Genomic DNA, 24496 nt, shown 5'->3' on the forward strand with positions numbered 1-24496 from the left:
CGGCAAGCGGAGAGCTACTTCGGGGTGACGCCGAGGCCGAGAGACTTGCCGGCCAGAGACTCTCGGCGGACGAAGAGCTTGTCGGCGATAGCGCTCAGCGCCGCGCCCGCACCGTGCTCTGGGGCGGAAACGACAACCGGAGTGCCCTTGTCTCCACCCTCGCGGAGAGAGGTGTCCAGCGGGACCTGGCCAAGCAGTTCGACCTTGCCGCCGGTAATCTGGGTGAGGCGACGTGCTACGGTTTCGCCGCCACCTGCGCCGAAGACCTCCATCTTGGAGCCGTCCGGCATCTCCATCCAGCTCATGTTCTCGATGACACCGGCGATACGCTGACGGGTCTGGAGGGAGATAGTGCCAGCGCGCTCGGCGACCTCGGCGGCGGCCATCTGCGGAGTGGTGACAATGAGCAACTCGGCGTTCGGGACTAGCTGGGCCACGGAGATAGCGATATCGCCGGTTCCCGGAGGCAGGTCGAAGAGGAGAACGTCCAGATCTCCCCAGAACACATCCGCGAGGAACTGCTGAATTGCGCGGTGGAGCATCGGGCCGCGCCAGACGACGGGGGAGTTGTCATCGACGAAGTGACCGATGGAAATCAGCGAAACGCCGTGCGCCTGCGGAGGCATAATCATGTCATCCACCTGGTGCGGCTTATCCTCGGAGCCCATCATGTGGGGGATGGAGTGGCCGTAGACATCGGCGTCGAGGATGCCGACAGACAGGCCCTTCGCTGCCAGAGCGGCAGCGAGGTTCACGGTAACGGAAGACTTGCCGACGCCGCCCTTACCCGAGGCGACCGCGAAAACGCGCGTGCGGGAATCGGGCTGTGCGAACGGAATGACAGGCTCGGAGGCGCTGCCGCGGACAGCGTTGCGGAACTCCCGGCGCTGCTCATCGTTCATGACGTCAGTGGTCACGGTGACGTTGCCAACACCGTCGAGGCCCTTCAGGGCGGCCTCGGTGCGCTCGACGATGGTGTTCTTCATCGGGCAGCCGGCAATGGTCAGGTAAATCTCAACCGCGACGTCGTTGTTATCGGCAATCGAAATGGACTTGACCATTCCGACCTCGGTAATCGGGCGTCGAACCTCGGGGTCCTCGACGCCTGTCAGCGCGGTGCGTACTTCAGGTTCAGTAATCGTAGACATTATGTGTGAATCTTATCGCGATAGGGGGTGTGGCAAAGAACTTCGCCGCAAAATTGCTGATTAGTCCGCAGACTGCGATTTGTCGGAACTGTTTTCCGGCTCCTCGTGGTCGGCATCGGTCGCCTCGTAGAAGCGCTCCTCGATACGGTTGAGCACGTCGGTGAGGTCTTCGAGTTCGTGGCGGAGGTAGTCTCGGGTAACAGCCTCGCTCACGATTGCACGCACACCGGCAATCTCGCGAGCCAGGAATTCGGTATCGGCCTTTGTCTCCTCTGCCCGGCGGCGATCCTCGGCCACTGCGGCGCGGTCACGGTCCTCCTGGCGGTTCTGCGCCAGAAGGATAAGAGGTGCAGCGTACGCCGCCTGCGTGGAAAACGCCAGGTTCAGCAGGATGAACGGGTACGGATCCCAATTCCACCAAAATCCGCCGATGTTCAAAGCCACCCAGGCCAAGACGATAATCGTCTGATACGCCAGGTACTTACCTGTACCGAGGAAGCGGGCAATGGACTCGGCGATCTCGCCGACGCGGTCACCGTCGAAATCGATTGCCTTTTTCTTGCGGTCGACGACTGGGGTATCGAGGCGGGTTCGGTCTTTTACGTGGCGTTCCTTCGTACTGCGATCAGCCAGTGTGGCCTCACGGGGCTGATCCGAAGTGAAATCTTTGGCCATGGTGGGAGCACCTCCTTCTGGGGAATATCTGAGGGGAGTTAGTTGGGCTGCTCAGAGCCGGGCCGGATGCCCGCTTCGCGCCAATCCTCCGGCAGGAGGTGATCGAGGAGATCGTCGACTGCAAGGGCCCCTAAAAGGTGTCCCTCGTTGTCAACCACTGGGCCGCTGACCAGGTTGTAGGTTGCGAAGTAGCGCGCTGCAGTGTCATCGTTATCCTCGGCATAGAGGGGAGGCAGGTCCGGGTCGAGAATGCCGCCGATCTGGGTCGATGGAGGCTCGCGCAATAACTTTTGCAGATGTACGCAGCCTAAGTACCGTCCGGTCGGCGTAGCTGTTGGCGGGCGAGTGACAAATACCATCGACGACAGGGACGTAGGCAACTCCGGGTCGCGTGCCCGGGCAAGGGCCTCAGCGACGGTAGCAGTGGGTTGGAGAACCAGTGGGTCGGAAGTCATCAGGCCACCGACGGTGTCCGGCTCAAAATCCATGAGGCGGCGCAAGGCCTGGGATTCCTCCGGGGCCATGAGATCTAGGAGAACATCGGCACGGTTGGTATCGAGCTCGCCGAGAAGGTCGGCTGCATCGTCCGGATCCATTTCCTCCAGAATGTCGGCAGCACGTTCGATAGTCAGGTCTTCCAGGACTTCTGCCTGGTCCTCGTCTGGGAGTTCCTGGATGATATCGGCCAGCATTTCGTCGTCAAGCGCCTCTGCGATAGTGCGTCGGCGGTCAGTCTCCAGCGTCGAGATGTAGCGCGCGGCGTCGGCTGGGCGCATGTCCAGCACCTCGCCGACAAGATTGGCGTCGGCGGCCTTGGGGGAGGTGCCGGCGCCGAGGCCATGGATGTGATTCCACGGGGCGACCGCGACATCGCGGCGGCCGCGCAGACCCTTCTTCGGGCCGAGGGCAGCTACCTTTGTCAGAATCCAATCTCGGGTGCGATTGCGTTCCAGCTCAATGTCAGTGAGCTCCTGCGGTACGCCGTGAAGGTGGTCGAGTTCCGGGTCATCAATCTGAATCTTCGCTCCGACCAAGTCTCCGATGATGGTGGACTCGCCAGGACGAGTGCGGAAGGTTTTCATAGAGATCTGGCCCGAGAGCAGCAGAATCTCGTTGGGCTCGACCGCAACGCGGCCCATGGGGATAAAGACGCGGCGCTTGTCGGTCATCTCTACCACGAGGCCGAGGGCGGAGGACGTTTTGCCGTGTTCTCGTAAGCGGACAACCACGTCACGAACGCGCCCGATGGCGTCGCCATCGGAGTTGCGGACAAACATGCCAGAGAGCCGACCCGCGTAGACACGGTTGATTGTAGACATGCCACCACGATAGCGTCCGGGTATTGCCCGGGAACAATTACCAGCGCAATTTCGTTGAAATGACAGGAATTCTAAAAAGAAACTAGCAAAAAGGGGCTGGTGGGCAAACACATGGTCAACGGAGTCAACGGTGGCGCAGGTGATGGCGGTAACACCCCGTCGCGGATTGGTGCCCGAAAGGTGCCGGAGGGATGGCCTGTCGGCAGTTTTACTGACTACGCCGAGGCTCAGGCGGCGGTGGATGAGCTGAGTGACCGCGATGAATTCCCCGTGTCCGACCTTACGATCGTGGGCGTGGACCTGATGCAGGTGGAGCGCGTTGTCGGCAGGCTGACTTGGCCCAAGGTCATCGGCGGAGGCGCGATGTATGGCGTATGGATGGGCCTTTTCTTCGGCCTAATCCTGGGGCTATTCCAGGACGACTGGGTCAACCCACTCATCGTCGGAATCGGCATGGGCGCCATCTTCGGCATCGTGATGGCCGCCGTGCCGTACGCGATGCAAAACGGCAAGCGGGATTTCTCTTCCACAACGGAGATTGTCGCCCGCCGCTACGACGTCCTGTGCAACCCGCGCAACGCGGAGCGCGCCCGTGACCTGCTGGCACAACGGGCGTTGGCAGGACGAGGCGGACAGGGCGGCCAGCGCGGGCGCTGAGCCAGAAACCTACAGCCACTTGTTCCTGCGCAGCAGCCAAACTAGGAACGCGACAATGCCGAACATGAGGACCAGCACCGCGTAGTAGCCGTGCTCCCACTTGAGCTCCGGCATGTTTTCAAAGTTCATGCCGTAGATGCCCGCAACTGCCGTCGGCACGGCGAGAATCGCTGCGTACGCGGAGATGGTGCGCATGTCCTTGTTCTGTTGCAGCTGAATCTTCACGGCCGCGGCGTCGATGAGGGAGGACAGTCGCTCGTCGAGCCCGGTGACCATGTCGGCGGCGACCAGCTGGTGGTCGAGGACATCTGAGAGGTATCGGCTAATTTCCTTCGGGACGACATCGTCGCGCATGTTCATCAGAGTGCGGAGCGCGGGCGTGAGCGGCTCGATGGCGTGGCGCATTTCCAGAATCTCTCGCTTGAGGATGTACACGTCCTCAATATCCGAGTCGAACTTCGGCTCGAAGACATCGTCCTCCATATCCTCTACGCGGTCTTCAAGCTGGTGGGCAATGCGCAGGTAATTATCGACCAGGTTGTCGGTCAGCGCCCACAGCACTCCGGCCGGTCCGTAGTCGATTGCGTCGGTGTTGCGTTCTATGCGTTCACTAATCCGCACCATGTCAGATTTGGGCATGCCCATCCGGATTGTGATGACGTACTCGGCGCCAATGACAATCATCAGCTGTCCTGAGCGAATGATTTCGTTTTCGTCCTCCGCGAGGCCCTCGGGGGAGTAGTGGATGGACCGCACGACGAATACCACGTGGTCGTCGTGAATCTCGATCTTGGGGCGCTGACGCGAGGTCAGCGCGTCTTCGACGGTGAGGTCATCGAGTCCGTAGAGCTCCGCAATGGCGTCCATCTGGGAGGCGTTTGGCCGTGACAGAGACAGCCATGTGAACCCCTCGCCGAAACGCCGAACCTCCGCCAGGCCGGTGAAATGATCGAAGGATCCGGGAAGCCGCTTGCCTCCGATATACACGCCGCAGTCGCGCAGGGCATCGCCCACTGCGGTCGACTCCATCGCCTTTCCGCTTGCCGACGCCGCACTCGTCTTGGTTACCCGCGACACCGCGGACTTGGCCACGCTGCGGGCCGTCGACGTGGCCCTCAGAGCACGGGCAGTTTTGGAGCTTTCGGAGTTGGCGAATCGAGGATTGCGGGGGTCCTTGGCGGAACCATTTCCATTGGCGTTTTGAGTTGCCATGGGGCAGACCTCACAATCGTCGTTGGGATACGCTAGACAACGATGAATCATTTTAGACGCGCCCTGTCGCGGATACACTTCCACCCGTTTAGTGTCAGCGCTGCGGGGCTAAGAGGTCTGCGTTTTTCCTTTTGGCGCAGTGGTTTTGTCGCGTCGTCAATGGCTGGTTTGACCCTGTTTGGCTCGGCGTGCGCTGCCTTCGAACCGACGATGCAGGAACCGTCACTGCAAAATTCCGTTGTTTCTGTCGGCGCCGACCTTGCCAACCCGGAGCAGAAGGTACTCGCAGAGGTCTACGCGCAGTCCTTCCCCCGCAGTGGTAGAGAGGGCACCGTCATCGGAATCGGCAATGAACAAGATCGGGTGAGTTTGGTTCGAAACGGTGCCGTTCTTGTGGCCTTTGGCTGTACTGGTGAGCTTTTGGGGATCAGCGACCCGGCTGCGGCGAAATCGCTGGCGGAGGAATTCGCTCAGGATGAGGACCCGAATAAGAAGCTGAGCGAGGAGTGGAAGTCGAAGGTTTATGACGCGTTTTCCAGGTCGCTGCCTGGAGAAGTAATGGCAACCGACGCGGGGGATGCGCAGGGCTGTGAGGGCGTAGATGCGTCGAACCCCGGGGCATCGCTGCCCCAGTGGGTGGTTCCTTTCTATCTCAAGCCATCCCTGGTGAGGGAGGATAGGGTGAAGGTCCTCAACGAAATCGCCGGATCCTTGACCACGAAAGAGCTTAAGGAGATGACCGAGAAGGTCAGAGACGGCAAGGCGCCAGCTTCAGAGGTTGCTCGGGATTGGCTGAGCCACTGATTATGAGCCTGTAGAGATACGAAGAGGGCCCCTTTAGGAACTAGTCCAGAACTAGTTCCTAAAGGGGCCCTCTATTGCGCGGTTCGCCACTTTCGGGTGCTTGTTTTACAGCCGAGAATCGGCGCTGGCGAGCCCCTCTAAGTTGCGTGGGGCTCGCCTTGGCCAAAGCCGTTTCGTGGCTTACTTGAAAGCCTCTTCCAGCAGGGCCTTTTCTTCGGCCTGGTGCACCTTGGCCACACCGGTTGCGGTGGAGGACTGTGCACGGCGAGAGACGCGGGTCATCTTCGGCATATCCGGCAGAACCTCCGGGAGGTTCAGAGCCAGGAACGGCCACGGACCCTGGTTCGCCGGCTCGTCCTGGACCCAGCGGATTTCTTCGAGATCCGGGTAGGAGTCGAAGACTTCCTTGAGTCGGTTGTTCGGAATCGGGTGCAGCATTTCGAGACGGACGATGGCGATGTCGTCGCGCTTGTCCTTCTTGCGCTTCTTCTCCAGTTCCCAGTAGATTTTGCCGGAGCATAGAAGCATCTTCTTGATTCCGGACTTGTTCTCGGAGGAGAAGTTCGGGTCGTCGATGACAGCACGGAACTTGGTGTCGCCGGTGAAGGCCTCGACCGGGGAAACCGCCAGCTTGTTGCGCAGCATGGACTTCGGGGAGAAGACCACCAGCGGACGGTGCAGGTCCGACAGGATGTGGCGGCGCAGCAGGTGGAAGTAGTTTGCCGGATCGGACGGCTGGGCGACAGTGTAGGAACCCTCGGCAGCGAGCTGCAGGAAGCGCTCGATGCGTGCGGAGGAGTGATCCGGGCCCATGCCCTCGTAGCCGTGCGGAAGCAGCAGAACCAGCTTGGAAGTCTGGCCCCACTTAGCCTCACCGGAGGAGACGTACTGGTCGATGGTGGTCTGGGCGCCGTTGGCGAAGTCACCGAACTGTGCCTCCCAGAACACGGCCGCATCCGGATTACCAAGGGTGTAGCCGTACTCGAAGCCCATGCCCGCGTACTCGGTCAGTGCCGAGTTGTAGATCATGAAGCGACCGCCGCCATTGGCCTTGCCGTAGGCGTCAATCGGGTTGTACTCCGAGCCGTTTTCTGCGTCGATGAGGACTGCGTGGCGAGATGTGAAGGTACCACGACGGACATCCTCACCTGCAAAGCGGACATCGATGCCGGCGCCGGTGAAGGTACCGATAGCGAGGAGCTCTGCCATACCCCAGTCGATGCCGCCTTCCTGCGTCATCTCTGCGCGCTTCTTGGCGACAGGTGCGACACGCGGGTGAACGGTGAAGCCCTCGGGGACGTCGACGTAAGTCTGGCCGATTTCAACCAGCTCGGCCTTGCTGACGCCGGTCTTCAGGCCGTGCGGCAGGGGCTGGGAGCCAGCAATACCGGTCTGGTCGCCCGGCTTCGCGCCCTCAGTTGCGCGGACTTCGTTGAAGACCGCCTCCATCTGGTCGTGGAAGTCGCGGCGAACTGCCTCGTACTCCTCCTGCGAGATGTCACCGCGGCCGATTAGGTCCTCGGTGTACTGTGCGCGAACGCTTTCCTTTTCATCGATGACCTTGTACATCAGTGGCTGGGTCATGGACGGATCATCGGCCTCGTTGTGGCCGCGCTTGCGGTAGCAGACCAGGTCGATGAAGACGTCCTTACCGAAGCGGTTGCGGTACTCGACAGCCAGCTGGCCGACCCACACGACTGCCTCCGGGTCGTCGCCGTTGACGTGGAAGACCGGGCAACCGTACGCCTTGGCGAGATCGGTGCAGTAGTAGGAGGAACGGCCCGAGTCCGGCGACGTCGTAAAGCCGATCTGGTTGTTCACGACGACGTGGACAGTACCGCCGACTTTGTAGCCACGCAGGGACATCAGGTTCAGGGTTTCCTGGACGATGCCCAGGCCAGCGAAGGATGCGTCGCCGTGCAGCAGCAGCGGCATGACGGAGTAGCCCTCTTCGCCCTTGTTAATGAGGTCCTGGCGGGCACGAGCGAGACCCTCGACGACCGGGTTGACGGCTTCAAGGTGCGATGGGTTCGCAGTCAGGGTGACGTCGATTTCGCCGTCGCCGAACATCTGGATGTGGCGGCCGGTGGTACCCAGGTGGTACTTCACGTCGCCGGAGCCACCCACCTGAGCGGGGTCAATGTTGCCCTCGAACTCGGTGAAGATCTGGTCCAGTGGCTTGCCGACGATGTTGGCGAGCACATTCAGGCGACCACGGTGCGGCATACCAATGACGACCTCGTCCAGGCCAGCGCCTGCAGCGGTGTCGATTGCGGAGTCCATCAGAGGAATCAGCGACTCGGCGCCCTCAAGGGAAAAGCGCTTCTGGCCGACGTACTTGGTCTGCAGGAAGTTCTCGAATGCCTCGGCGGCATTGAGTTTCTGCATGATGTACTTCTGCTCTGCGTGGGTCGGCTTCGGCTGACCGCCCTCGAGACGGTCCTGAAGCCACTCGCGCTCCTCGCGGTCGAGGATGTGGGTGTATTCGGAGCCGACCTTCAGACAGTAGGCGTTGCGCAGGCGGGAGAGTACCTCGCGCAGCGTCATGGTCTCCTTGCCTCCGAAACCACCCACGTTGAAGGTGCGGTCCAGATCCCAGAGGGTCAGGCCGTGCTCTTTAATGTCGAGGTCAGCGTGGTTTGGAGCGGAGGTATTCGGCTGATCGTAGCGCAGCGGATCAATATCGGCCAGGAGGTGACCGCGGGAGCGGAAGGCCTCAATCAGGCGCATGACGCGGGTGTTCTTGTCGATACCGGTGTTCGGCAGGTCCTGTGCCCAGCGAATCGGGGTGTAAGGAACGTGCATGTCCTGGAAGATGTGATCCCAGAACTTGTCATCAATAAGCAGGCTGCTCATCGTGCGGAGGAATTCGCCCGACTCTGCGCCTTGGATGATGCGGTGATCGTAAGTGGAGGTGATGGTAACTAGCTTGCCGACACCCATCTCAGCGAGACGGTCTGCGGAAGCACCAGCGAACTCGGCCGGATAATCCATGGAGCCGACACCGATGATGGCGCCCTGGCCCTTGGTCAGACGAGGTACTGAGTGGCGGGTACCAATGCCGCCCGGGTTGGTCAGGGAGATGGTGACCCCCTGGAAGTCCTTACCGGTCAGCTTGCCGTCGCGGGCACGAACGACGATGTCCTCGTAGGCATCGACGAACTGCTTGAACGACAAGTTCTCACACTCGCGAATTGCAGCGACGACGAGGGAGCGGGATCCGTCCTTCGCTGGCATATCGATAGCCAGACCGAGGTTGATGTGCTCCGGGGTAACCAGAACCGGCTTGCCGTCCTCAACCTTGTAGTTGTTGTTCATGTCCGGGTGGATCATGACGGCCTTGACCATGGCGTAGCCAATGATGTGGGTGAAGGAAATCTTTCCACCGCGTGCACGCGCGAGGTGGTTGTTCACCAGTGTGCGGTTTTCGAACATAAGGCGCGCAGGCATATCGCGAACCGAAGTTGCGGTAGGCATCTCAAGAGAGATGTCCATGTTCTTGGCAATCGCCTTAGCAACGCCGCGCAGCGGAGCCTCGTTGCCCTCAATGGCAGGGGCCTTGTCGGCAGCGTCCATCGGGGACTTCTTTGGTTTTGGCTTAGACGGCTTGTTAGGGGTCTTCGTCGGTTCAACGCCCTTGGATTCGCGGCGTCCGGTTACAGCGGCTTCCTTTTTGGTCGCTGCTGCGGGCTGTGCCATCTTCGAAATATCCTCACCCTTTTGGGTTGGAGCGTTCGTCGCGAAGTAATCGCGCCACTCTTTGTCTACCGACTGAGGATCCTTCTGGAATTGCTGGTACATTTCATCGACCAGCCATTCGTTCTGGCCGAAGCTCATGTCGCTGCTCACGGCAGGTACTCGCCTCTTTTCGTCTTTGTTTAGCTAACTCACGTTTATTTTAATTTGCGCGAGCTTTTGGGTGTCATTCAAGGATAACGAGAATTTGGGAATCACTCCACGCGCGCGCTCCCTATATGGTACTTGCTCCAGAGTTCTGCGTAATGTCCGCCCGCCGCCAACAGATCCTCGTGGGAGCCCTCTTCAATGATTTTGCCGTGATCGAGTACGAGGATTCGGTCTGCGCGGGCCGCGGTAGCGAGGCGGTGGGCGACGATTATTGCGGAGCGCCTTTGCGAAGCGCGGTCGGTCGCCTCCAGAATTGCCGACTCCGTCGCCGGGTCAAGCGTAGCTGTTGCCTCGTCAAGTAACAGCAGCTCAGGCGACATCATTTCAGCCCTTGCCAGAGCAATAAGCTGGCGCTGCCCGGACGAAAGCCCGCGACCGTCGGGGCCGACGGCGTGATGGAATCCGCCCGGGAGGCTCGCGATGGTTGATAGAGCTCCGACGTTTTTCGCCGCCAGCTGGATTTGGTCTTCTGTCGCGTCAGGAATTCCGTAGGAAATATTTGTTGCGACTGTCCCCGAAAATAGGTGTGATTCTTGGGGTACGTAGCCGAGAGCTCGACGCCAACTGCTCAGCGGGAACTGTCGGATATCGGACCCGGAGGCGAGCACCGCCCCGTGCGTTGGGTCGTAGAACCGGGCGAAGAGTTTGATAATTGTCGACTTTCCGGCACCTGTAGCGCCCACGATAGCGACGGTTTCTCCGGGGGTAATCGCAAGGCTGAGTCTGTCGAGGATGTGGGGTTGTTGAGGAGCGTCTTCCTTCGAGGGGTAGGAAAATGAAGCGCGGTCTAGCCGCAGTTCTCCGGCGGCGGAGTCGGCCGCGTCGGATCGTTGCCCCTCATCGAGCATCGGAGCTGTGCACAGTAGGTCGCTAATGCGGTCGAGTCCAACCTTCGCTTGCTGGTACCCGTCGAAGACCTGGGACAGCTGCTGGACCGGGCCGAAGAGCATGCCCAGGTACAGAGTGAATGCAACCAGAACGCCGGGGGAAATGGATCCCGAGGCGACGTGGCCGGCACCGACTGCGAGGACTGCTGCCGTGGCAATCTCAGAGATGAAGTTAATGCCGGGGAAGAATGCGGCGACGGCTATCTGCGCTTGCTGCCTGATTCGGCGATACTTATCCGATTCGGCGGTAAATGATTCGTAAATGTCCTGGGTGCGGTGGTACATGCGGGTTTCGCGCAGCCCGCCGATGGACTCCTGAAAATCCGCGTTGACACCGGAGAGCTGCTCACGCGCGGCTTTGTACAGGCGTGATGACACCCTGCGGAAGATCAGCGTTGCGATAATAATGACCGGCAGCGTCGCCAGCGCTACCAACGCCAGCGAAACTTGCGTCAGCAGTAGAAGCGTCGAAACACCGAGCAACGTAAAGATTGCGATCGCACCTTGCGCGAGCCCGGTTTGCAGGAATGACGACAGCGCGTCGATGTCCGTTGTCATTCGGGTCATAATCGCGCCGGAGCGATTGGCCTCGAAGTAACTAATTCCGAGCGTTTGAAGGTGCCGGTAGCAGCGCACCCTCAGCGCGTAGAGAAGCCGTTCACCGGTCCGCGCTGTAAGAACTGCGTTCGTGGCCACCGCCAACCAACTTGTGAGGACAATTAGGAGCCCACCAGTAGCCGCCGCGAATAGGATCGCAAGGTTCTTCTCTGCGATGCCATGATCAATCGCGTAGCGCACGAGCATTGGGAATGCGAGGTCTGCGACAGCGATAAGGGCGAGCAGGCCGATGACAGCAGCGAATAGTCCGCGCACGTACCTCAGAAGGGTACGGAGGGAAAACGGCCCCTTATTATCCAGTGCAGCCTCGGGAATTCGGGGTAGCTCGTCCGCAGGCGGCAGACTGTCGACCCTGTCGAGCAGCTCGGGAGTCGCGGGGGCGTTAGCCAGCGCAGCGCCCATGCCTCCTCGACCCCCGCCGCGTCCGGGGTCCATTCCAACCGGGCGCTTGCCTCCTCCGGCTAGGTCCGGCTGCCGGTATTCGTTTGACGACGGAGCGTCCTGCTGGTTTGACGGCCAGAGCTTATCGCGGCTGGGGATTTCACAGTCCGGCGGGTCGAGAACCAGGCTTTCGGGCTCCGGTAGGTTTCGGCGATCGATATCCATCAGGTCCGTGAACCGGGGATGGGTTGCGATCAGCTGTTGCTTCGTGCCTATTCCCGTGATGGACCCATCTTCGAAAATCACGATGCTGTCGGCGTGCTCCAGGGTGGAGGAGCGGTGCGCGACGACGACAAGTGTCGTGTCTGCGAGTTGGGTCTCTAGTGCGTGGAAAATATTTGCTTCGGTGTTGGCATCGATGGCGGAGGTTGCATCGTCGAGAACTAGGATTCGCGGGGCAGCCAGAAACGCGCGGGCAAGGGCGACGCGCTGCGCTTGGCCTCCGGAGAGGTTGTGTCCGCGTTCACCAATGGCGGTATCCCAGCCTTCGGGCAACTCGTCTACGAAGTTGATCTGGGCAGATTTCGCTGCTGCCGCCACTTCTTCATCTGAGGCGTCAGGCTTGGCGAACGCGATGTTTTCGCGTAGCGTCCCGGCGAACAGGTACGGCGAATCGGGAATGACCGTGACGGCTTGGTACACCGAGTCCGAGAGCATTTTTGCTGTGTCCGCGGATGGGCTGTCCGCCGATGCAGCGCTATCGGAATGGGTCAGGCTAATGCTGCCCGCATCTGGCAGATAGTGCCGCGCAATAAGTTCCGTGGCAATAGTCTTGCCTGCGCCGGGCGGACCAACCAATGCGACAGTTTTTCCAGCCTGAACGCTGAAAGAAACGTCGTCGAGAAGCTTGCGCCCGCCACGCAGGTGCGTGACGTGGTCGAAGCGGAGGCCGAGGGGGCCTTCGGGAAGCGGGAGTGGTGTGGACGGTTCGGGGTTGTCGGGGCGGGCGTCGAGAACATCGTTGATGCGGTCGATGCTGGCGGAGGTCAGCTGCAGTGAGATGACCATGTTGGATACGAGACGAGACAGCGTGGTCAGGCTGGTGAGGTAGGTCGCGAAAGCGACGAATGTGCCGAGGGTGATGCTGCCGTTAATCGCGAGCCAGCCGCCGACAGCGATGTTGCCTACGAGGGACAGCTGCGGCAGTGATTGAAGCGCGGGTTGGAACCTTGCGCTGAGCTTGGCGGCCCTCAGGCGCAGAGAATAGAGTCTCTCAGATTTTTCTCGCATCGCTGCGGATTCCCGTTCACCCTGGGCAAAGGCCTTGACGACGCGGATACCGGACACGGTTTCCTCTACATGGCCTGCTATTTCACCCGCCTGTTGTTGGGCGGACCAGGTTGCGGCATGCAGTTTGTCCCGGGAGCGCAGGGCGATAAACACGATGATGGGAGTCACTGCAAGGCCGACGAGGGTCAATGGCAATGACAGGGCCACCATGATTGCGACGGTCAGAGCCAGTTTGATGACCGAGCTCAGCGTAAGCGGCAGCATCGCAAGCAGCCCGGAGACTCCCTGGAGATCGGAGATGGAGCGGGAAACTACTTGTCCGGTGTTGAGTCGGTCGGCCGCGGGGCCATCGAGATTCTGCAGGGAACGGAGGATTTTTAGCCGGAGGTCGTGCTGGACGTCGATGGAGAGTTTTCCCGAGAAGAACCGCCGACCGCCCTGGGCAATAAAACGGACGGTAGCCACTGCGAGGAACACTGCGATGACGGCTGTCAGCGGCTGGAGTGTGGGCAGCAGGTTTGCCGAGATGCCACCCGAGGCGTCTCCGGTTGCGACGTCGATTGCGTCACGCGTCAGCAGCGGCAGCACTGACTCGAGGACCACTACGCCTAGTGCGGCCACGATGACGCCCACTAAAGGCACTGGGCGTTTAGCCGACTCCCGCCACAGAAATTTCATTGAGGAAGGAGAATCTTGTGCCATGTGGGATCGCCGTCTCTGCTGAGGGTGCTAGCGCACCGGTTGGTGAGAATTGAAACTCGACAGGGGGAGGGGATGTGCCTCTGAACTAGTTGCTCTTGGTCAGCATCTTTCCGTCGAATTCTGTCCAGGAGGTGGGCACCGGGCCGAGGGAAACGCGCGTGCTGTCAATCATGGTGTTACCCATCTTGCGGTTGGCGGTGGCACCGAGGACGGCGCCAATGCCGAAGGGCATCAGCTTGCCGATTAGCGCGAGGCGGGCATTCTTCATCAGGCGCTTCTTCGCCTGCTTGATCAGCAGCTTGTTGACGGTGCCCAGTTGCGGAATCCCGAGGCGGGAAATCATGCCGGCCACCGATGTCTTCGAACGGTTACGCAGGGATTCCTCGCCGAGGAGCGAGGCGACGAGCGCCGTGCCCTCCGAGCCGCTCATTGCTGCCAGGATGAGAGTGCGGCGGCGTTCCGGATCCTCGATGTCGATATTTCGCAGAGTTGCCGATGCCAATGTGTGCCACGCTGCAGCTTCGAGGAAAAAGAGGGACTCACCGGTTACAGCTGCCATGCCGGTGATGAAGCCGATGCCCGGCAGCACCGCGGTGCCACCGGCTGCGCCGCCGGAACCGGTGACGACGTTGAGAAAGTGCTTGTCGATGCGCTGCTGAATCTCCGCCGGCGTCTGATTGGGCTTTTTGTTGTGCATCGCCTTGACGTAGCCAGAGATTGCCGAGGACTGCCACGACATGGCCTTGTCCAAAGTCTGGATAAGGAGGGTGCCCAGTTTGCCGGCATCCCTCTGGATGGCTTCGGGGGCAGAGTTCACCGCATCAGTTACGGTATTTGCAGAGCCCTTTTTCTTGTTCGAGAACATTTTGTCAACCTCCTGTAGTGGTCATGGTGAGGTACTCATGCCTATTCAAACAGAAATGCGGTTTGGAACATTCCGCTGTTATGGCATCTATACATTTAGGAATCCCATTCTTAATCGAGCTCCCGGGAGTTGTATTCGGATGCGGTTGCACTTGAAAGGGGTACGCTGTGTGTTTGGGTAGCGCTTCGGAGCCTATTCCTTCTGAATACTCTCGACTGGTCGCGGAGTTCCCGCGGTTTTCTGCCGACGTAATTCCGCATGAGGGAGCCGAGCAGTGGCATCCCACGACCGATGCGGTGGCGGCAGGCATTGACGCTGGGCGCAGTTTGTTTCCCATGCCCGATGTCGTCAAGGACGATCGTTTCCAGGCCCAGTTGTGGTGGTGGTCGATGTGCGGCGCGGTAGTCGGGCCGTCGCTGGCCGCGGTGCTGGCGTATGGCCGCGGGCCAGTTTGGGACTGGTCGCAGTGGACTGCGTTTCGGCGTGACAACTATTGGGTGGGATTTCAGTCGCACCAATTTCGCGATATCGATTCTGACGATGCGGAGGCCCTCCGAGCTTTCGGTGAGGAGCTCGCCGCATTCCTCACCCCGCTTGCCGACGCCGTTTCCACCGTCGGCTCTATAAAGGTGGCGCCGCTGTGGGCTGTGGCGTCTGACGCGGTTGCAAATGCCGCTGTTGCCGCGGGCAACGAGCTGATGGAGCCCTGGCGTGGCGCCTTGTTGGGCAAGTATGTTGTCGAAGGTTTGGCCAAGGTACATAAAGTGCCCACACCGAGGTTTGTAGATTCGTGCAATGGCGAAGTCGGCCCGTGGGACGAGGAGGCTGCCGAGGCAGGGGAGGAGCCCGACTTTGACGTGGTTACGCACCTTGAGAGGGCGACCTGCTGCATGATCCTGCATAGCCCTAACGCGGATTTGTGCGTTTCGTGCCCGAAGCGTTCGCGCGAGGAACGACACGGCCTGTGGGCTCAGTACTAATTCCGGTTGCCGGCGGGGGCAGGAAGAATACACAGTGGAGCGAATCTGACTACGATTGTCTGCGGGTAGAGGCCGACAAACTTTCAAGGGAGGAACCCACTCATGAGCTTTTTCGAGCAAATTGCTGCCGCGTTGGATCGTGACGGCATCGAAAGCCGTGTGAACGATGACACACTGTTTGTGCCGATTACTTCTGACCTGGAAGTTCAGTTTGTCACCATCGATGAAAGCATCCCGGCCGCTGAAGTATATGTCGCCGCCGCAGACGTAGATGATGAAGACGATGAGTTCGAGGCTGTGCTCGTCTCCGCCGTTTTTTCTGTTGAAGACGCGGTAGCCGCTGTGGCACATCACGTTGCGACGGATCAGGTTGTTGGATTGTTACGCACTCTGCTGGACGGTGATGACGATCGCCTGGCAGATTTGGCCTTCGAGCAGGACCCGGAGGAAGCGACGCTGCTGACTGCCGAAGTTGGCGATTCTTCTTCGGTGCAGGTCCTGGTGACTGCTCACAACAACATTCCTAGCGCTCATGTTCGCTTCATCTCCCAAGATGCGAATCTGGATGACATCGTGGATCAGGCAATCGCGGAGTTCTGGGATTCCGATACCGAAACGGTTCTGACCGACGATGACCGCCGGCGTATGTTTGCTGACCTTTATGCCGATGTTCAGGATTTGCGCAATGAGGTGCTCACGCTGGGCTCCTTCGAGGATTTCGACAAGTTGCTCGACGTTTTGGCGCTCGTGGTCGACCGAGCAGAAGACTGGGAAGACCAGCTGGCGCCTGTAGATGACGGTTACGCCGAGTACTTCTACTCTGATCACCTAGACGCCTTCGCTCATGATCATGACGAGGATGATGAAGATGAAGAGGGCGAAGAAGCAGAGGACTAGGACCTCGTAGATCTGGTTTCGCGGCAGCACTGATGCCGTCCCGTCGCGCACTTATGCAGCATAGGGGCGCGGCGAAAACAGTGCTTCTGGTGAAGGTAAAGGGCGCCCGTCACGCGTGCCGACCCAGCTAAAACGGTAGCCAGGTACCGATGGCACGGTGCCATCTTCATGAATCCTTTGGGCATCCATCCTGCGATGCATGGCCTCGACCACGCTTCGGGCACAGCGCCGATTAGCCAGCTCCGTCCGGTTACCCTTTCCACCACTCAGGTCGACGATCTCCGTAGCGGTTTTCACTCTGACCGATACGGAGAAAATGAACATGGGTTCTTCCTTGAGTAGCAGGTACTCCGCATAGTCCCGCGAGAGCCGGTCGATGAGTGACCGGGGGATTTTTATTCGCGATGTGCGGACGGTGACCCTGTGCCCGTCGGGAAGCGAAAAGGTGTGGTCGAGCGCGCCGTGGTTACTATGGCGGCCTGCGCAGGGGTGGCGGAGAAATGTGGAGACTAGCGCGAGATCCTCGGAGCAGGCGGCGCGGTAGCGTTCGGTCAGTGCGGGTAGGGGGAAGTGTAGGTCTTTCACAGTGCCTTTGGACATGGCTGCAAGTTATCGAACAGTGCGGACCTCACACGCCGAAGGTTTGAACAAATGTTCGAATTTGGGCGTGGGGGGTGCAAAGGGGGGGGTATCCAAAAGGGGTTCTTCCTGGCACTTTGTTCGCATTGAGCCACGTTTTGGTAACAGGTTCTGCCCTCGCCTGGGGATTCGAAAATAGCCTATTTCAAAGCAAAGAATTCTTTATTAGGGTGGCAGGCGTTCCAGTATCAAAAAGATAAGAATGTGAAAGAGTTATCTCATGAAGCACTCTCGACGCTGTGCGATGGTCGCAGCGGTGCTGACTGCGGTGGCAGTGTTTGCATCGCCCGCGGCCGCTGCTCCAGTGGTTGGGCCGGGGGACCCGATTAGGTCTCCCATGGCGGATAGTCCGCAGGAAAATAACCGTTATGTCGGTGTTCCTATGTGCTCGTCAGGAGTTCCGGGGACGGTGACTGATCACTTTGGGGAAAAGCATCGCGTCATGCTGACGGCCGGACACTGCGTGAATTCGCAGAATGTTCCGGGGCTGCCCATCGTCAATGGCGAGGTCTACGTTCCGACTAAGCAGGGTGACCAGCATATCGGTAAGGCTGGTGCGCATCGCTTTGAGGTTCCGGTAGATGACAACAATCCGTCTACTCTGTTGCGGGCTTTTAATGGGGCCGACTACGGATTTATTGTTCTTGACCCCGAAGTTGCAACGACCGCGGCTTCTTACTCAGAAGATGAAAACGGTGAAAGTCGTGGGGAGCCAGTGGTTATGACTGGAATCCAGGATAATCGCACACTGGAGCCGGGTGAGGTTTCGGTTGATAACTTGGGCAAGCCAATTTGTATTGACGGTTCTCGCACTAGTCGGTCTTGCGGGCATCAGGTGTTCCGTGCTCGTAATGGGGTCTGGTCAGTCGGGCTGGGGATGGATCACGGTGACTCGGGCGGAAATGCCTACAATCCCGAGACAGATGAGGTCATTGGCGTGAACTCGATGGTGATTGGTCCGATTTCACGTGTTCAGCCTGCTGATGTGGCAATCGAAGAAGCCTATGGTGTGCCTGATGGGCAAGTAGCGGAAAATTTCCAGGTATCTGATAGTTCCGCGCAACGCAATACGGAATATCGGACTATTTCAGAGGACAGCGCTGCAAATGCGGACTACCAAGCTCGTCATCCCAAACCATTAGAAGAGCAGATTCCAGGCCTTTCTCCGGACTTGGGAAGCTTGGATTTGCCAGGCCTGCCCGATATTGCGGATTTTCAGATGCCTGCTGGCATTTCAGGAGTCTGATATAGGTATCACTGTAAGGATTAAGCATTCAGGTGATACCTGAGCGTATTCCTTACAATGGATTTCATCCGTCTAATCTGCGTTTCAGGATGGCGAAACCCGCACGCTGAAACCCTAACGAGGAATGGAAGTGGTAAAGGATATGAGAATTACAAAGAAGTCTGTAGTCATCGCTGCAGCGGTGGCTACCTCGGTGGGGGGATTCGCGCCCGCGGCCATTGCCGCTCCGAATGTAGAGAAGCCGGTAATTGGACCGGGGTCTCCGCTACGCATGCCGTTCCCAAGCAACCCGGAGGTTGAGGGGCGACATGTCGGAAACCCAATGTGCTCCCTCGCCGTACCTGGAACAGTTGTTGATGCGGAGGGGAAGTCGCATCGTGTGATTATGACTGCTGGGCACTGCCTGAAGGCTGAGGACGAGAAGACCAAGGAAAAGCTTAGTGGCAAGTACTTCATTCCCACGAAGCATGGAGATGTCTTGGTAGGGCAGGACGGTCTGGCCACCGATGTGATGCCCTCGGAGGAAGACATTCAGAACACAAAGTCAGCCGGGGAATTCTTCAATACCCTGTTCAACTCGGGTGATTACGGTTTCATTGAGGTCAACGACAATGTAGAGACCACCTCTATCTCTCATTCCGTCGACGAATTCGGTGAGGTTCACGGCGAGCCGGTTCAGATTGTAGGGATTCAGGACAACCGTACCCTGGCTCCGATGGAGATTTCCTTCGACAACGCGGGCCAGCCTGTATGTACGGATGGCTCCCGTTCTGGACGTAGCTGTGGCTTCCAGATGTTCCGTGTCCGCAACGGTGTGTGGGCAATCGCTCCGATTGATCATGGCGATTCCGGCGGAAACGCCTACAACCCGGAGACTCGCGAGGCCATTGGTATCAACTCGATGGGTCTTGGCCCAATTAGCCGCTTCCAGCCTGCCGATGTAGCCCTGGAGGAGGCCTACGGAATTCCGGACGGCCAGGTCAACGAGCGCTTCAAGGTTGCCCAGTCCAACGCTCCGCAGTCTGAGTTCCGCACTATTGATGAGGACTCGAAGTTCTCCGAGCAGCACAAGCCGAAGGAAGGCTCCAAGCTGGGGCCAATCGCCGACGTTCTCCCAGAAGGCGTCGAGATTCCTGATGAGGTAGGTAATCTCATCCCGGATCTGCCATCGCCGCAGCTGCCGGGAGCGGGTGCTGAAGCTCCGTCGTCGCCGTCCCTGCCGGGGCTCGACTCCGTCATCGGGCAGGCCGGAATCCCCAACCTGTTCTAGTCCGCTCGGCTAGCTGCCTACTCGCTTCGCGCCGCTTGCCGACGCTTTCTCCATCGCCCCTTCTCGCTGCAGCAGCGGGGAGGGGCTTTTGCGATATGTTCTTACATATGAAACAAAATGACTGCGGACAATCCGATGTTGAATTGGAGCTCGTTCGTAAGCTGGTGCGAGATGCGGATCCAACAGGAGAGAGGTTTGCGCGAGTTTTCCGGCAGACTTATTACCTTCTCTATAACGGTCAAAAGACAGGTCGGTACCGCTGGGATCAGCTCTATAAGACTGAGAAAACGCATTTCGGGACGTTGATTGAGATAGCGATTCGGCATGAGTTCTCGGACATCATCGCCGATGGAGTTCAGAAGCATCTGGACTATCGAATTGGGGGAAATGACGTGGACTGTAAATTCTCGATGAATAAGGCATCCTGGATGATTCCGGTTGAGGCGGTAGGTGAAATTATCATCGGATTGCATTCGTCGGATGAAGATTCTTGTTTCAGTGTATGTGTAGAGAGGGCCTCCGAGAACCGCTTGACTCAGGGGACTAATCGCGATCGAAAGCGTACTTTTACCAAGAAGGCTCGGTCTGAGATTGAGTGGATTTTTAATGATGCTCCACTACCGGTTAACCGGTTGCTTCATTTGTCGGAGGATGCCCGGGATGAGATTTTCTCACTGGGTTCAGGGCAGAAAAGGGTCAATGAGTTCTTTAGGCAGTCGCTGGGGCTCGTAGTAAATCGCGAGGATATAGCTACGGTGGCTCAACAGAAGGACTACATGAAAAGGGTCCGCGGAAACGGCGGTGCACGTACAGCGTTGAGGCCTGAAGGGATCGTTATACTTACCGGCAAATATCATTCGGAGCTCGCGTTCAAGCTTTCGAGGCAGAAGCTGCGTCCGGATGAATTGCTTGCGCTGAGGCTTGCGCCCTCTGATGGAAAAGCTTCCAGGGGTTCTCAGGCTTCGATCGAGGGAGCCTGGTGGAAAGTAGCGGAGCCCGACGACCCAATTGTTGAAGCTCCGAACGTGAAATGATGCAGCGATTCGAAGCGCCAACTGAAAATAAGTAGAATCGCTTGAGAAATAAGCAATCAGTTCGAATTAATGTTCGAATGATGGTTGTGTTTAATCCGGATACTGGGCTAATTTTCCGCCTTAAGGCACCAGGTAGCTTTGTTTGGGGAAGGAGACAAAGATGGCGCATCTTACGTCTTTGGAGATCTGTGCTGGGGCGGGCGGACAGGCGCTCGGACTTGAACAGGCGGGTTTTCACCATGTTTGTACTGTCGAAAATGATCCGGATGCTTGCAATACGCTGCGACTAAATCGTGATAACGATTTGATTCCCAGTGCCGCGAGGTGGAATGTGCGTGAAGATGACGTGCGCAATCTCGTCGGCGCTGATTTTGAGGGAATCGATTTGTTTGCAGGCGGAGTGCCGTGTCCCCCTTTCTCGATTGCAGGCAAACAGCTTGGTGCTGATGATGAGCGGGATCTTTTCCCGAAAGCGCTGGAAATAGTGGCTGGGGCGTCACCGAAAGCAGTACTACTGGAGAACGTTAAGGGGCTGTCTCAGCCAAGGTTCAAGACTTACCGCGCTTCAGTGATAAACGAGCTAAATCGACTGGGATATGAGTCGCACTGGCGCCTAATCTACGCTTCTGAACACGGGGTGCCCCAGCTTCGTCCGCGCTTCGTGCTGGTGGCCTTAAAGGAAGAATTCGTACCGTATTTTCATTGGCCGGAACCGGTAGGAGAAGCGCCGACGGTCGGCGACACGTTGAAGAAAGAAATGGGCTCTCGGGGTTGGCGCGGAGCTGATGAGTGGGCGAAGAATGCCGATAAGATTGCTCCGACGCTTGTTGGAGGGTCTAAGAAGCACGGTGGCCCTGACGTCGGTCCTTCCCGCGCACGAGAAGCATGGGCCAAGCTGGGAGTTAAGGGATCGTCCATTGCGGAATTTCCACCATCGGAAGACGATCCGGTGGACCAACCGCCACGCTTGACGGTAGCGATGGGTGCTTTGATCCAGGGGTTTCCGCCAGAGTGGCGTTTCTCAGGTAAAAAGACTGCCGCTTGGCGACAGGTCGGGAATGCGTTCCCTCCGCCGGTAGCACGTGCACTAGGAACTGCTATTTCGGATGCCCTTAACAAGCAGACGGTGTCGTTGGCGTACCAGGACATGATTGCCGTCTAGTAACTTGCGCGCTTAGTTCCGGGGCGGGTCGCCCCGCCAGCCAGAAAGGACGTCTACCTTGTTATCGCATCGTCTGGGCCGAGGCCTCCGTCGGAAAGCGAAATGCGAGGCGCAGGCGATAACCGGGGCGAGCGTAGGTGTAGCGGGAGCAGACAGCGCGACGGCGGCGGCTCGAAAGCAGCCGATCCCGCGGGAGATCTGGATTCTGGTTTCGGCGGCGTTCATTATCGCCCTGGGGTTCGGGCTGATTGCGCCGATTTTGCCGCAGTTTGCCCGAAGCTTCGACGTCGGTGTGTTCGCAGCTAGCTTTGTGGTCAGTTCCTTCTCGATTTTTCGGCTGCTCTTCGCCCCGGCATCCGGAGGGCTGGTGGACAAGCTCGGCTACCGGCGGACGTATCTGACCGGTATCGCTATCGTGGCGGTCTCTACGTTGCTGGTTGGCATCGCGCAAAACTACTGGCAGCTGCTTGCTTTTCGGGCGCTCGGCGGAATCGGCTCGACAATGTTCACGGTCTCGGCGATGGGGCTGATCGTCCGAATCTCGCCGCCCGCGATTCGAGGGAAGAGCTCCGCGGCATATGGCTCGGCATTCCTACTGGGCAACGTGTTCGGCCCGATGATTGGCGCTGTGATGGGAGCCTGGGGGCTGCGAGCGCCGTTCTTCATCTATGGTGGCGCGCTGATTGTGGCCACCGTAATCGTCGCGGTGATGCTGAGTGAGGAGCACTTGCGCCACGTCGTGCCGAAGCGGACCACGCCTGTGCTGAAATTCGCCGAGGCCGTCCATGACTCCGCCTATCGCAGCGCGCTGTTAGGTGCCTTCGCCAACGGTTGGTCCAACTTCGGCGTGCGCGTTGCAATTGTTCCGCTGTTCGCCGCCGCTACCTTCACGCACGCCAGCGGCTCGGGTGCGGTAACTGCGACAGCCACCGCAGGGCTCGCGCTGACGGCCTTCGCGCTGGGAAACGTTTCCGCGCTGCAATTTTCGGGCCGGCTTTCCGACCGCATCGGTCGCAAACCGCTCCTCATCACGGGGCTTGCCATTAACGGCATCTTCACCGGCGCAATCGGGCTGACCTCCGGCGCGGTCGCACTGCTCGCCCTCTCCGCCGCTGCCGGCTTCGGCGCGGGCATGATCAACCCCTCCCAGCAGGCAGTACTTGCCGACGTTATCGGTTCCGACCGTCAAGGCGGAAAAGTGCTGGCCAACTTCCAAATGGCGCAGGACCTCGGAGCGATTTCGGGCCCGCTTATCGTCGGCGCCATCGTGGACGCTGCGGGCTTCACTGCGGGATTCCTAGTCTGCGGCACAATCTCGCTGGCAGCGATGGTCGGGTGGATTTTCGGCCGCGAGACCCTGCCAGCCACCGCGGCGGAAGGGGGGGGGCACGGCAGAGGGCGCTGCAACGGTAGCGGCTACTCCTTCTCGTCCAGGCGGCGGCAAATAGCCACATAGATAGCACCTGTGATGTTGTGAACCACCGCTGCCACAGCACCCGGAAGTGCCGCCTCCGGGGTGAAGAACTTCGCAGCCATGCCGGAAGACAGGCCCGCCGACTGCGTGCCCACCTCGACGGCGACCGTGCGCTTGGCGGAAGTTGGCATGCCGACGAACTGACCCGCCAGGTAACCCAGCGCGTAGCCGAGGACATTGTGAACAATCACGGCAACAAAGACAATCAGGCCAATTTTGGCCAGCGATTCCGCATTCTTAGCAACGGCGCCGAAGACGACTCCACCGATACCTAAGATCGACACCCACGGCAAAATCGGCAAGATCTTGTTGATAAACGAGTCGGCCACGAAGCGAATGAAAAGGCCGCCGATAACCGGTAGGAGAACCGTCTGGCATAGCGACCACGCCATGCCCCAACCGTCGACCTCGGTGTGGGCGTCGGCAAGCATGAGCATGAGGAAGGGCGTCATGATCGGGGAGACCAGCGTTGAGATGCTGGTCATGGCGACTGAGAGGGCCACGTCACCGCGAGAGAGGTAGGCGATGACATTGGAGGAGGTGCCGCCGGGGACAGAGCCGAGCATCAGTAGGCCGACAGCGAGCGCCGGGTTGAGACCGAGGACCTTAGCGACGGCGATTGCCAGCAGCGGCATGATGACGAACTGCGCGATGACGCCGAAGAAGATTGCCAGCGGGCGCTTCGCCACCTGCTTGAAATCCGGGATGGTTAGGGTCAGGCCCATGCCGAACATGATGATCATCAGGAAGTAAGTGATGTATCCCGTCAGTGGCAGGAACGGCGACGGAAAGTAAAAGGCCAGCGCGGAGCCGGCGAGGATGAAGGCGGGAAAGGCCAGGACCTCGAAAGTTGCGGCGGCCTTCGACTGCTCTCCGTCGTGGAGCGGGGTGTCATCGGGCAGTTGCTGGGCGTCGGCGTCGACGGGAGCGGAGCTGGACATAGGGAGAAATCTTTCGAAAAACGTGAGATAAAGTGCGCGAAAGTTCCCGAGCGATTCTGGGTGTGAACGGCTCAGGGCTTATGTGGGGAAATAATGAGAATAGAAATTGTTGTGCGGAAAAGTTAAGCGCCTATGGTGTTGGAATCTCAAGAAGGATACCCCTGAACAGGTGGTTGGTAGTTGGGGGTGAACTGGCGTTTTTCGTTCGATCTTCGGGGGAGTGACACGTCAAGTACTAAGAATTTCTTAACTGGCGTAATTTCTGACCTGTACATCACGCGTGTACGGCCACGTATCAGCGACGGCTAGTAGTTTTTTGTCGCGACTTTGCTTGGCAGGCTGCTGAATCGTTTAACAAAATATTCGCTAATCAGGGCTCTCAAAGAGAG

18 protein-coding genes are annotated in these 24496 nt (G+C 59.0%); 9 read left to right on the forward strand and 9 right to left on the reverse strand.

Annotation, left to right across the window (positions count from 1 at the left end; translation table 11 throughout):
- Window positions 1-14 precede the first annotated feature (14 nt).
- Genes CLAC_RS04220 through CLAC_RS04230 form a run of 3 tightly spaced genes read right to left on the reverse strand, consistent with a single transcriptional unit; the run spans window position 15 to window position 3142 of the window.
- On the reverse strand, window positions 15-1148 hold the full coding sequence (locus CLAC_RS04220; protein WP_053411837.1) for an Mrp/NBP35 family ATP-binding protein: 1134 nt from the start codon (window positions 1146-1148) through the stop codon (window positions 15-17).
- Window positions 1149-1208: 60 nt separating this feature from the next.
- On the reverse strand, window positions 1209-1823 hold the full coding sequence (locus tag CLAC_RS04225; RefSeq protein WP_082313102.1) for a DUF1003 domain-containing protein: 615 nt from the start codon (window positions 1821-1823) through the stop codon (window positions 1209-1211).
- Window positions 1824-1861: 38 nt separating this feature from the next.
- Window positions 1862-3142 carry a magnesium transporter MgtE N-terminal domain-containing protein gene (locus tag CLAC_RS04230; RefSeq protein ID WP_053411838.1) on the reverse strand — a complete coding sequence of 427 codons (1281 nt, stop codon included), beginning with the start codon at window positions 3140-3142 and terminating at the stop codon, window positions 1862-1864.
- Between the two features lie 111 nt (window positions 3143-3253).
- On the opposite strand from CLAC_RS04230, the gene CLAC_RS04235 reads away from it, so the two are divergent.
- Entirely contained in the window at window positions 3254-3799 is a 546-nt protein-coding gene (locus CLAC_RS04235; RefSeq protein WP_245622009.1) for a YflT domain-containing protein, read from the forward strand.
- A 9-nt stretch (window positions 3800-3808) separates the two neighbouring features.
- Here the strand turns inward: CLAC_RS04235 and CLAC_RS04240 are convergent, their stop codons facing one another.
- Window positions 3809-5011: a magnesium and cobalt transport protein CorA gene (locus CLAC_RS04240; protein ID WP_053411839.1), complete on the reverse strand. Its 1203-nt coding sequence runs from the start codon at window positions 5009-5011 to the stop codon at window positions 3809-3811.
- A gap of 159 nt (window positions 5012-5170) precedes the next feature.
- Between CLAC_RS04240 and CLAC_RS04245 the strand changes: the two genes are divergently transcribed.
- A complete protein-coding gene (locus CLAC_RS04245) occupies window positions 5171-5815 on the forward strand; it encodes a type 2 periplasmic-binding domain-containing protein (protein ID WP_245621973.1) in 645 nt (214 codons plus the stop codon).
- Window positions 5816-5995: 180 nt separating this feature from the next.
- Here CLAC_RS04245 and CLAC_RS04250 read toward each other — a convergent pair whose 3' ends face one another.
- The 3 genes from CLAC_RS04250 to CLAC_RS04260 all read right to left on the reverse strand — a co-directional run bounded on the left by CLAC_RS04250 (window position 5996) and on the right by CLAC_RS04260 (window position 14464).
- Window positions 5996-9664 (reverse strand): multifunctional oxoglutarate decarboxylase/oxoglutarate dehydrogenase thiamine pyrophosphate-binding subunit/dihydrolipoyllysine-residue succinyltransferase subunit, encoded by a 3669-nt coding sequence (locus tag CLAC_RS04250; protein WP_053411841.1) that lies wholly within the window; start codon window positions 9662-9664, stop codon window positions 5996-5998.
- 101 nt (window positions 9665-9765) lie between these two features.
- Window positions 9766-13575: an ABC transporter ATP-binding protein gene (locus tag CLAC_RS04255; protein ID WP_053411842.1), complete on the reverse strand. Its 3810-nt coding sequence runs from the start codon at window positions 13573-13575 to the stop codon at window positions 9766-9768.
- 109 nt (window positions 13576-13684) lie between these two features.
- On the reverse strand, window positions 13685-14464 hold the full coding sequence (locus CLAC_RS04260) for a hypothetical protein (RefSeq protein ID WP_245621975.1): 780 nt from the start codon (window positions 14462-14464) through the stop codon (window positions 13685-13687).
- 173 nt (window positions 14465-14637) lie between these two features.
- On the opposite strand from CLAC_RS04260, the gene CLAC_RS04265 reads away from it, so the two are divergent.
- Complete coding sequence (locus CLAC_RS04265; protein ID WP_245621976.1) at window positions 14638-15444, forward strand: (2Fe-2S)-binding protein; 807 nt, start codon at window positions 14638-14640, stop codon at window positions 15442-15444.
- 102 nt (window positions 15445-15546) lie between these two features.
- A complete protein-coding gene (locus tag CLAC_RS04270; RefSeq protein WP_053411844.1) occupies window positions 15547-16341 on the forward strand; it encodes a hypothetical protein in 795 nt (264 codons plus the stop codon).
- A gap of 51 nt (window positions 16342-16392) precedes the next feature.
- Here the strand turns inward: CLAC_RS04270 and CLAC_RS04275 are convergent, their stop codons facing one another.
- Window positions 16393-16941, reverse strand: coding sequence for a hypothetical protein (locus CLAC_RS04275; protein ID WP_053411845.1), 549 nt, complete (start codon window positions 16939-16941; stop codon window positions 16393-16395).
- 448 nt (window positions 16942-17389) lie between these two features.
- Between CLAC_RS04275 and CLAC_RS04280 the strand changes: the two genes are divergently transcribed.
- The 5 genes from CLAC_RS04280 (at window position 17390) to CLAC_RS04300 (ending at window position 23148) form a co-directional block, all read left to right on the forward strand.
- The gene (locus tag CLAC_RS04280; protein WP_053411846.1) at window positions 17390-18226 is read left to right on the forward strand and encodes a trypsin-like serine protease; all 837 of its coding nucleotides are present in this window, start codon (window positions 17390-17392) and stop codon (window positions 18224-18226) included.
- 142 nt (window positions 18227-18368) lie between these two features.
- Entirely contained in the window at window positions 18369-19496 is a 1128-nt protein-coding gene (locus tag CLAC_RS04285; protein WP_053413262.1) for a trypsin-like serine protease, read from the forward strand.
- 107 nt (window positions 19497-19603) lie between these two features.
- Window positions 19604-20530, forward strand: a complete 927-nt coding sequence (locus CLAC_RS04290) for a NaeI family type II restriction endonuclease (protein ID WP_169750325.1) — start codon at window positions 19604-19606, stop codon at window positions 20528-20530.
- A 160-nt stretch (window positions 20531-20690) separates the two neighbouring features.
- Window positions 20691-21692 carry a DNA cytosine methyltransferase gene (locus tag CLAC_RS04295; protein WP_053411848.1) on the forward strand — a complete coding sequence of 334 codons (1002 nt, stop codon included), beginning with the start codon at window positions 20691-20693 and terminating at the stop codon, window positions 21690-21692.
- A gap of 118 nt (window positions 21693-21810) precedes the next feature.
- Window positions 21811-23148 (forward strand): MFS transporter, encoded by a 1338-nt coding sequence (locus tag CLAC_RS04300; protein ID WP_211255393.1) that lies wholly within the window; start codon window positions 21811-21813, stop codon window positions 23146-23148.
- Here the strand turns inward: CLAC_RS04300 and CLAC_RS04305 are convergent.
- Window positions 23109-24107 carry a bile acid:sodium symporter family protein gene (locus tag CLAC_RS04305; RefSeq protein ID WP_082313106.1) on the reverse strand — a complete coding sequence of 333 codons (999 nt, stop codon included), beginning with the start codon at window positions 24105-24107 and terminating at the stop codon, window positions 23109-23111. The genes CLAC_RS04300 and CLAC_RS04305 overlap by 40 nt on opposite strands.
- Window positions 24108-24496 lie beyond the last annotated feature (389 nt).

Origin of the sequence: Corynebacterium lactis RW2-5 (assembly GCF_001274895.1) — a bacterium.
Lineage (GTDB): Bacteria > Actinomycetota > Actinomycetes > Mycobacteriales > Mycobacteriaceae > Corynebacterium > Corynebacterium lactis.

Excerpts from the sequence above, each read along its gene's own strand:
- CLAC_RS04290 (WP_169750325.1), top strand. The coding sequence starts at position 19,604 with ATGAAACAAAATGACTGCGGACAATCCGATGTTGAATTGGAGCTCGTT.
- CLAC_RS04270 (WP_053411844.1), top strand. The coding sequence starts at position 15,547 with ATGAGCTTTTTCGAGCAAATTGCTGCCGCGTTGGATCGTGACGGCATC.
- CLAC_RS04275 (WP_053411845.1), bottom strand. The coding sequence starts at position 16,941 with ATGTCCAAAGGCACTGTGAAAGACCTACACTTCCCCCTACCCGCACTG.
- CLAC_RS04255 (WP_053411842.1), bottom strand. The coding sequence starts at position 13,575 with ATGAAATTTCTGTGGCGGGAGTCGGCTAAACGCCCAGTGCCTTTAGTG.
- CLAC_RS04245 (WP_245621973.1), top strand. The coding sequence starts at position 5,171 with ATGGCTGGTTTGACCCTGTTTGGCTCGGCGTGCGCTGCCTTCGAACCG.
- CLAC_RS04285 (WP_053413262.1), top strand. The coding sequence starts at position 18,369 with ATGAGAATTACAAAGAAGTCTGTAGTCATCGCTGCAGCGGTGGCTACC.
- CLAC_RS04225 (WP_082313102.1), bottom strand. The coding sequence starts at position 1,823 with ATGGCCAAAGATTTCACTTCGGATCAGCCCCGTGAGGCCACACTGGCT.
- CLAC_RS04305 (WP_082313106.1), bottom strand. The coding sequence starts at position 24,107 with ATGTCCAGCTCCGCTCCCGTCGACGCCGACGCCCAGCAACTGCCCGAT.
- CLAC_RS04295 (WP_053411848.1), top strand. The coding sequence starts at position 20,691 with ATGGCGCATCTTACGTCTTTGGAGATCTGTGCTGGGGCGGGCGGACAG.
- CLAC_RS04220 (WP_053411837.1), bottom strand. The coding sequence starts at position 1,148 with ATGTCTACGATTACTGAACCTGAAGTACGCACCGCGCTGACAGGCGTC.
- CLAC_RS04240 (WP_053411839.1), bottom strand. The coding sequence starts at position 5,011 with ATGGCAACTCAAAACGCCAATGGAAATGGTTCCGCCAAGGACCCCCGC.
- CLAC_RS04230 (WP_053411838.1), bottom strand. The coding sequence starts at position 3,142 with ATGTCTACAATCAACCGTGTCTACGCGGGTCGGCTCTCTGGCATGTTT.
- CLAC_RS04235 (WP_245622009.1), top strand. The coding sequence starts at position 3,254 with ATGGTCAACGGAGTCAACGGTGGCGCAGGTGATGGCGGTAACACCCCG.
- CLAC_RS04260 (WP_245621975.1), bottom strand. The coding sequence starts at position 14,464 with ATGTTCTCGAACAAGAAAAAGGGCTCTGCAAATACCGTAACTGATGCG.